This window comes from Quadrisphaera sp. DVD1 (assembly GCF_058932755.1).
In genome coordinates this window covers 1-6,943 of sequence record NZ_JBZYWI010000156.1, presented here as the reverse complement: position 1 = coordinate 6,943, position 6,943 = coordinate 1, and the positions used below count along the sequence as shown (strand labels likewise).

5 protein-coding genes and 1 tRNA gene are annotated in these 6,943 nt (G+C 78.0%); 4 read left to right on the top strand and 2 right to left on the bottom strand.

Going from position 1 to position 6,943, the window contains the following annotated elements:
• Both AC5FZL_RS14325 and AC5FZL_RS14320 read right to left on the bottom strand, forming a co-directional pair.
• Nucleotides 1-1,569: GTPase (locus tag AC5FZL_RS14325; RefSeq protein WP_493619567.1), on the bottom strand; the 1,569-nt coding region annotated here is incomplete at its 3' end.
• Nucleotides 1,566-3,419, bottom strand: a complete 1,854-nt coding sequence (locus AC5FZL_RS14320) for a dynamin family protein (RefSeq protein WP_493619566.1) — start codon at nucleotides 3,417-3,419, stop codon at nucleotides 1,566-1,568. The genes AC5FZL_RS14325 and AC5FZL_RS14320, both read right to left, overlap by 4 nt.
• A 101-nt stretch (nucleotides 3,420-3,520) precedes the next feature.
• Between AC5FZL_RS14320 and AC5FZL_RS14315 the strand changes: the two genes are divergently transcribed.
• The 4 genes from AC5FZL_RS14315 (at nucleotide 3,521) to AC5FZL_RS14300 (ending at nucleotide 6,847) form a co-directional block, all read left to right on the top strand.
• A tRNA-Arg gene (locus tag AC5FZL_RS14315) sits at nucleotides 3,521-3,593 on the top strand.
• Nucleotides 3,594-4,090: 497 nt separating this feature from the next.
• Nucleotides 4,091-4,366, top strand: coding sequence for a hypothetical protein (locus AC5FZL_RS14310; protein WP_493619565.1), 276 nt, complete (start codon nucleotides 4,091-4,093; stop codon nucleotides 4,364-4,366).
• Between the two features lie 217 nt (nucleotides 4,367-4,583).
• Nucleotides 4,584-5,327, top strand: a complete 744-nt coding sequence (locus tag AC5FZL_RS14305; RefSeq protein WP_493619564.1) for a response regulator transcription factor — start codon at nucleotides 4,584-4,586, stop codon at nucleotides 5,325-5,327.
• Nucleotides 5,324-6,847, top strand: coding sequence for a sensor histidine kinase (locus AC5FZL_RS14300; protein ID WP_493619563.1), 1,524 nt, complete (start codon nucleotides 5,324-5,326; stop codon nucleotides 6,845-6,847). The genes AC5FZL_RS14305 and AC5FZL_RS14300 overlap by 4 nt, the downstream gene beginning before the upstream one ends.
• The last annotated feature ends 96 nt before the right edge of the window (nucleotides 6,848-6,943 follow it).

Genomic DNA, 6,943 nt, shown 5'->3' with positions numbered 1-6,943 from the left:
CAGCCGCTGCTCCGCCCGCCGCCGCCGCCGCCGGGCCGCCCGGCGCACCAGCGGGGCGCTGAGCGCGGAGAGCAGCAGGCCGGCGAGCACCCCGACGACGAGCAGCACGGTGGGCACGGGCACGTCGAACGGCTCGGCGCCCCAGCGCGGCACCCCGGGCTGGGGCAGCTGCAGCCAGCCCAGCACCCCCAGGCCCAGCAGCCACAGCCCGCCGACGACCACGGCCAGGGCGAGCACGAGCTGCACCGCCGCCACGAGGGAGTACCAGCGCGGCGCCCGCTGCTCCAGCGGCACCGACTGCACGGCCTGGTCGAGGGCGTCGGCCAGGTCCTCGCTGGCCGGCGCCGCCGCGGTGCGCACGGAGTCCGCCCACCGCGGCGGCAGCTCGGCCGCGGCGGAGCCGGCGACCCGGCGCGAGGCGGCGGCCACCTGCGCCCGCTGCGCCGGGGACGGCTCGGGCAGGGAGGTGCGGCTCAGGCGGCGCAGGGCCTCCTCCGCGCCGTCGTCGACCGCGGAGCCGGACCCGCGGGCCAGGCGGAAGCGGCGCACCGGGTCCGGGCGCAGCCGGCGCACCCAGCGGGTGAACGGCCAGCCGGTGCGCCCGCGCCCGCGGCGCACCTCCGAGCGGCGGACGGCGTCCAGCACGGTCGGCACGCCGGCCGCCTGGGCCAGGGCGTCGACGAGCTGCTCCGCCCCCGCGACCGTCGCGGGGTCGGGCTCGCCGTCGGCGACGCCGGCGCGCAGGGCCGTGACCGAGCGGGCGAGGTCGGCCTCGGTGCGCTGCCGGGCGGCGGTGCGCTCCTGGACGATGCCGGTGAGCAGCTCGCGGAGCTCGCCCACGCCCTCGCCGGTGCGCGCCGAGGTGCGCAGGATCCGCACCCGGTCCAGGCCGTCGGCGACGAGCAGGCGCTGCAGGTCGGCGGCGCAGGCGTCCGCCGCGGCCGGCTCGAGCCGGTCGACCTGGTTGAGCACGACGAGGACGACGTCCTGGTGGCCGGCGAGGGCCTGCAGGTAGCCGGTGTGCAGGGCGTCGTCGGCGTACTTCTGCGGGTCGACCACCCACACGAGCAGGTCGACGAGGCCCACGAGGCGGTCGACCTGCAGGCGGTGGGCGACGGCGGTGGAGTCGTGGTCGGGCAGGTCGAGGAGCACCAGGCCCTCCAGCGGGGCCTCGGCGGCGGCGTCGTCGAGCTCGCTGACCCGCTCGGTGCGGTGCCGGCGCGGCACCTCCAGCCAGTCGAGGAGGGAGTCGGGCACCTCGCCCCACACGCACGCGGTGGGCGCGTCGGTGGTCGGGCGGCGGACGCCGACCTGCGCGACCTGCAGGCCGGCCAGGGCGTTGAACAGGCTCGACTTGCCGCTGCCGGTGGCCCCGGCGAGCGCGACCACGGAGGCGTCGGCCGCCGCGCCGAGCCGCTCCTGGGCGCGGGCGAGGACGGCGCGCGCGGCGGCGGCGTCGGAGGGGTCGAGCTGCTCGCCGCCGGTGGCTAGCGCCTCCTCCAGCGCTGCCAGCTCGGCCGGCAGCCCCTGCGCGGGGACGTCGGGGGTGCGGGTGGCGGTGGCCGTCACGTGCTGTGCTCCGTCGGGTCTTCGCTCGCGCGCGGGGTCGGGTCGTCGGGGGCGCCGGTCCTGGACTCGGCGCGCTGCACCTCCGCGACGGCCGCCCGCAGGCGGACGCCGAGCGGCCCGGCCGGGGTGCTGGCCTCCGTGACGGCGCTGGCCCCGGTCGGCGGCACGAGGGCGGCGAGCACCGCGCGCTCGCGGTCGAGCAGCTCCTGCACGCGCCGCACGAGGTCCGCGCGGGCGGCCTGGGCCAGCTCGCGCACGGCCTGGTCGCCGAAGACAGCGTCGAGCACCTGCTGGGCCAGGGCCGCGGTGCCCGCGGCGATGCCCGCCTCGGCGCCGGTCAGCCCGGCGCTGCCGGCGAAGACCACGAGCATGAGGACGGCGCCCGCGCCGGCCACGCCGAGGGACAGGACCAGGGCCCGGCTGCGGCGGCCCTCGCCCTCGGCGCGCACGAGCTCGAGCACGTGGCCCTGCCAGTCGCGCACCAGGCGCTCGACGTCGTCGCCGAACGCCTCGGGCAGGCGCGGGTCGACGTCCGCGGGGTCGGCGCGGGCGAGGATCTCCGCACCCGAGCGGCGGGCCCGCCAGCGCAGCAGCGCGCCCTCGCGCGCAGCGCCCGCGGCGTCGATCACGAGGGAGGCGACGCCCCCGACGAGGGCCTCGCCGAGGCGCTCTGCCGGCGCGGGGCGGCCGCGCACGGCGGCCACGATCCGGTCGCGCAGGCGGCCGACCCCGGCCTGCAGGTTGCGGAACAGCTCGCCCGTGCCGACGAACTCCTGCCAGCGGGCGAGCACCTCCCCGCGCAGGAGGCTGCCGTCGGACAGGTGGTCGGCCAGGCTCGTCGTCGCGCCGGCGTAGGCGGCGTCGAGGTCGGCGAGCAGGGCGGCGGCCTCGCGGTCCTGCGCGTCGGCGGCCTCGGCCAGGCGCGGCACGCGCACCGCCAGGGACGCGAGCGCGCCGCGCAGGGTGCGGCGCACGACGACGTCGCGGCTGCGCGCGTCAGCGCCGATCCCGGCCAGCCAGCGCCGCAGCGGGGCGAGCTGGGCCTCGGGCAGCAGGCCGTCCTCCAGCTCGGACTCCACGAGGCTGAACAGCGGCGCCGTGGTCAGGCCCGCGTCGTGGAGCATCCGCGCCAGGTCGGCGCGCACCTCGCCCACCGCCTCGGCGGGCACGCGGTCGAGGACGACGGCCACGGCGGTGCCGCGCTCGGTGGCGGTGCGCAGCACCTCCCACGGCACGGCGTCGGCGTAGCGGGACGCGGTGGTGACGAACAGCCACAGGTCCGCGGCCCCGAGCAGCTGGACGGCGAGGTCGCGGTTGGCCTCCACGACCGAGTCGACGTCGGGGGCGTCGAGCAGCGCGAGGCCGGGCGGGAAGCCCTCGTCCGGCACCAGGTGCAGGCCGGAGATCGCCGGTGAGCGGCGGGTCGGCTGCTGCTCGGGGCCGGTGGCGCCGGTGGAGCGCGCCAGGGTGGGCAGCACCTCGCGGGAGGTGAACCAGGCGGTGTCGGCGGGCGCGTGCACGAGCACCGGCTGGCGGGTGGTCGGGCGCAGGACGCCGGGCTGGCTCACCTGCCGGCCGACGAGGGAGTTCACGAGCGTGGACTTGCCGGCCCCGGTCGAGCCGCCGACGACGGCGAGCAGCGGGGCGTCCAGGCGGCGCAGGCGGGGCAGGAGGTAGTCGTCGAGCTGGGCCAGCAGGCGCGTGCGCTCGGCGCGGGGGGTCTCGACACCGTCGACCCGCAGGGGCAGGCTGAGCGCGGAGACCTCAGTGCGCAGCGCCTCGACGGCGCCCAGCAGCGCCACCGCTCCCGGGGCGGGGGCCGGCGTCGCCGTGCCTGCAGGAGAGCTCACAGGGCCAGCCTGCCTGCAGGGCCCTCGTCCGTCCAACGCCGGGCACGTCGCAGCCAGCGACCACCTACGCTGCGCACGGCACCTGCTCCGGCCGGCGCCAGGCCCTCGTAGCTCAGTGGATAGAGCACCGGACTTCTAATCCGACGGTCGCAGGTTCGAATCCTGCCGGGGGCGCCGCGACTCCCGCGCCGAGGTCGGCCGTGGCGCTCGAGGTGCCACCTCCTCGAGGCGGCACGCGCCTCCGCCCGCCCCGACGAGGCGGGCAGGCGGAGGCGCGCTCGCTCCTCAGGCCGATCTCGGCATCGGCACGGGCACCGCGCAGGGGACGAGGCGCACCGGCGTCCGTCCGAGCCGCGACCAGCTGGAGCCGTTCCACACGTGGGTGGCCTCCACGCTCCAGGTGCCGCATCTGATGACCATGCGCTCCTCGGAGGGCACGGCGGGGTCGAAGTAGAGGTCGCCAGGATTCTGATCCAGGCCACGCTGCCCAGTTCTCATCGCCCCAAGGTAGGCAGGCGCCGCCGAAAGCCCCGGCGCCACGCCGGAGGGGCCTCCTCGAGCGGTGTAGCGTCGCGAGCAGCCCCACACCGGGGCCACAGCCCTGCCGCTCGCGGTGGGAGATCGGCGGTCCCCATGGGGAGCCCCTCCACGTCCAGCCCGGCGAGCACCTCGTGAAGCGCACCGCACCGCGGGTCACCGCACCCGGCCGGCTGCGCTCCGCGGCGCTGCAGCCGCCCCTGTCGTGGCTGACGAGCGCGGTGCCCACCCGCGACGTCGTGCACGTCCACGTGCGCCAGGCGATCGGACGCCGCACCTACCTGGAGCTGGCGCAGCGCGCGGGGGCGAGCGCCTCCAGCGCCAGCGACCTGGCCACCGCGCAGAGCTTCTGGCGCTGCGTGACGTGCGGGGGCTTCGGCGGGTCCGCGGTGGCGGGCAGGCCGGACTGAGCCCGACGCCGTCCCCCAGGCGGGGACGGCCCTCCGCGAGGACCCGCCGCCCGGCTGGGGGGGCCGCCGGGCGGCGGGCTGCGGTGATCATGGCGCAGGCGCCTGTGCGCGCGCTGCGTCCGGGCCGGGAGCTCCCTGCACCCCGCGCGGCCTGACTCACAGGAACCGCTCAGGGAATCCGAGGACGAGGCACAGGAGCGCGCGCGAAGGTGCTCGCATGACCTCCTCGAGCACCGCCCCCTCCCCCCGCCAGGAGCTGCGCCGCGCCGACGGCGCGCCGGTGCGGGTGCTCGTGGTGGACGACGAGCCCACCCTGTCCGACCTGCTCCAGATGGCGCTGCGGTACGAGGGCTGGGAGGTGCGCACCGCGGCCGACGGCCAGAGCGCGCTGCGCGCGGCCCGCGACTTCCGCCCCGACGCCGTCGTGCTCGACGTGATGCTGCCCGACATGGACGGGCTGGCGGTGCTGCACCGCCTGCGCGCCGACGGCCGCGACCTGCCGGTGCTCTTCCTCACCGCCAAGGACGCGGTGGAGGACCGCGTCGCCGGCCTCACCGCCGGCGGCGACGACTACGTCACCAAGCCGTTCAGCCTCGAGGAGCTCATCGCGCGCCTGCGCGGGCTGATCCGGCGCACCACCACGGCCACCGCCGCGGCCGACCCGCAGCTGGTCGTGGGCGGCCTCGTGCTCGACGAGGACAGCCACGAGGTGTGGCGCGACGGCGAGGCCGTGGAGCTGACCGCGACGGAGTTCGAGCTGCTCCGGTTCTTCATGCGCAACCCCCGCCGCGTGCTGAGCAAGGCGCAGATCCTCGACCGGGTCTGGAACTACGACTTCGGCGGCCAGGCCAACATCGTCGAGCTCTACGTCTCCTACCTGCGCAAGAAGATCGACGCCGGCCGCACGCCCATGATCCACACCATGCGCGGCGCCGGGTACGTGCTCAAGCCCGCCCCGTGACGGCTCGCTGGACGGCGGGGTGGACGCTGCGCCGGCGCCTGCTGGTCGGCGTCCTGGCCCTGCTGGCCGCGGTCAGCGCGGTGATCGGGGTCGTCAGCGTCGTCACCCTCGACCGGGTCCTCATGGACCGCCTGGACTCCTCGCTGACCACGGCGGTCGAGCGCTCCAGCAGCGCGGCCGACCGCGGGGGCCCCGAGCGGGCCGGGGACGCCGGCTCCCCGCCGTCCCAGGCCGACGACGACGGCCGCCCGGGCCCGGAGTTCCTGCTCGCCCCGGGCCAGGCCGAGGACACCCTCGGGGCGATCCTCACCGACGGGCGGGTGCAGCGCGCCGCCGTGCTGGACAGCACGGGCACCCCGCAGGCCCTGACCGCGGGGCAGAGCGCGGCGCTGGCCACGGTGCCCGTCGACGGGGAGCCGCACACGGTCGACCTCGGCGGCGACCTCGAGGAGTACCGCCTCGTGGCCACCGAGGGCCGCGGCGGCGAGACGCTGGTCACCGGCCTGTCGCTGAGCGGCGTGCGCGCCACCGTCGCGCAGGTCGCGGCCGTGATCGCCGCCGTCGTCGTCCTCGGCCTCGTGGCCGCGGCCGGCGTGGGCGCCTGGGTCGTCCGCGGCGCGCTGCGCCCCCTGAACCGCGTGGCCGCCACCGCCGCGCACGTCGCCGAGCTGCCCCTGGACCGCGGCGAGGTCGCCCTCGCCGTCCGGGTGCCCGATCAGGACACCGACCCCCGCACCGAGGTCGGGCGGGTCGGCGCGGCGCTGAACCGCATGCTCGGGCACGTCGCCGCGGCCCTGACCGCGCGCCAGGCCAGCGAGAACCGCGTGCGCCAGTTCGTCGCCGACGCCAGCCACGAGCTGCGCACCCCGCTGGCGGCCATCCGCGGCTACGCCGAGCTGACCCGGCGCGGGCGGCACGAGCTGCCGCCCGACGTCGTCCACGCCCTCGGCCGGGTGGAGTCCGAGGCGAAGCGGATGACCTCCCTCGTCGAGGACCTCCTGCTGCTCGCCCGGCTGGACTCCGGCCCCGCCATCGAGCGCGCCCCCGTCGACCTCACCGCGCTCGTCGTCGACGCCGTCAGCGACGCCCACGTCACCGGCCGCGACCACCGCTGGGACCTCGACCTGCCGCCCGAGCCGGTCGTCGTCGTCGGCGACGCCGCCCGGCTGCACCAGGTGGTCGCGAACCTCCTCGCCAACGCCCGGGTGCACACCCCGGCCGGCACGACGGTGACCGCGGCGCTGGCGGTGGTCCCGGGGACGCCGAGCGAGCCGGCGCGGGCCGCGCTGACCGTGACCGACGACGGGCCGGGCATCCCCGCCGAGCTGCTCCCCCGCGTCTTCGCGCGCTTCGCCCGCGGTGACTCCTCCCGGTCCCGCGCCGCGGGCAGCACCGGCCTGGGGCTGGCGATCGTCGCCGCGGTGGTCGAGGCCCACGGCGGCCGCGTCGACGTCGACAGCCGTCCCGGCCGGACGGCGTTCACCGTGACCCTGCCCCTGGCGCCGGAGCCCGCCGCCTGAGGTCCCAGCGGACTCCCAGGGGGCGCCAGGGTCGGTCACAGCCAGCGCTGTGAGCCTCAGGCATGCCCGACGAGCCCGCCTCGACGCCCTCCCGGC

Excerpts from the sequence above, each read along its gene's own strand:
- AC5FZL_RS14305 (WP_493619564.1), top strand. The coding sequence starts at position 4,584 with ATGACCTCCTCGAGCACCGCCCCCTCCCCCCGCCAGGAGCTGCGCCGC.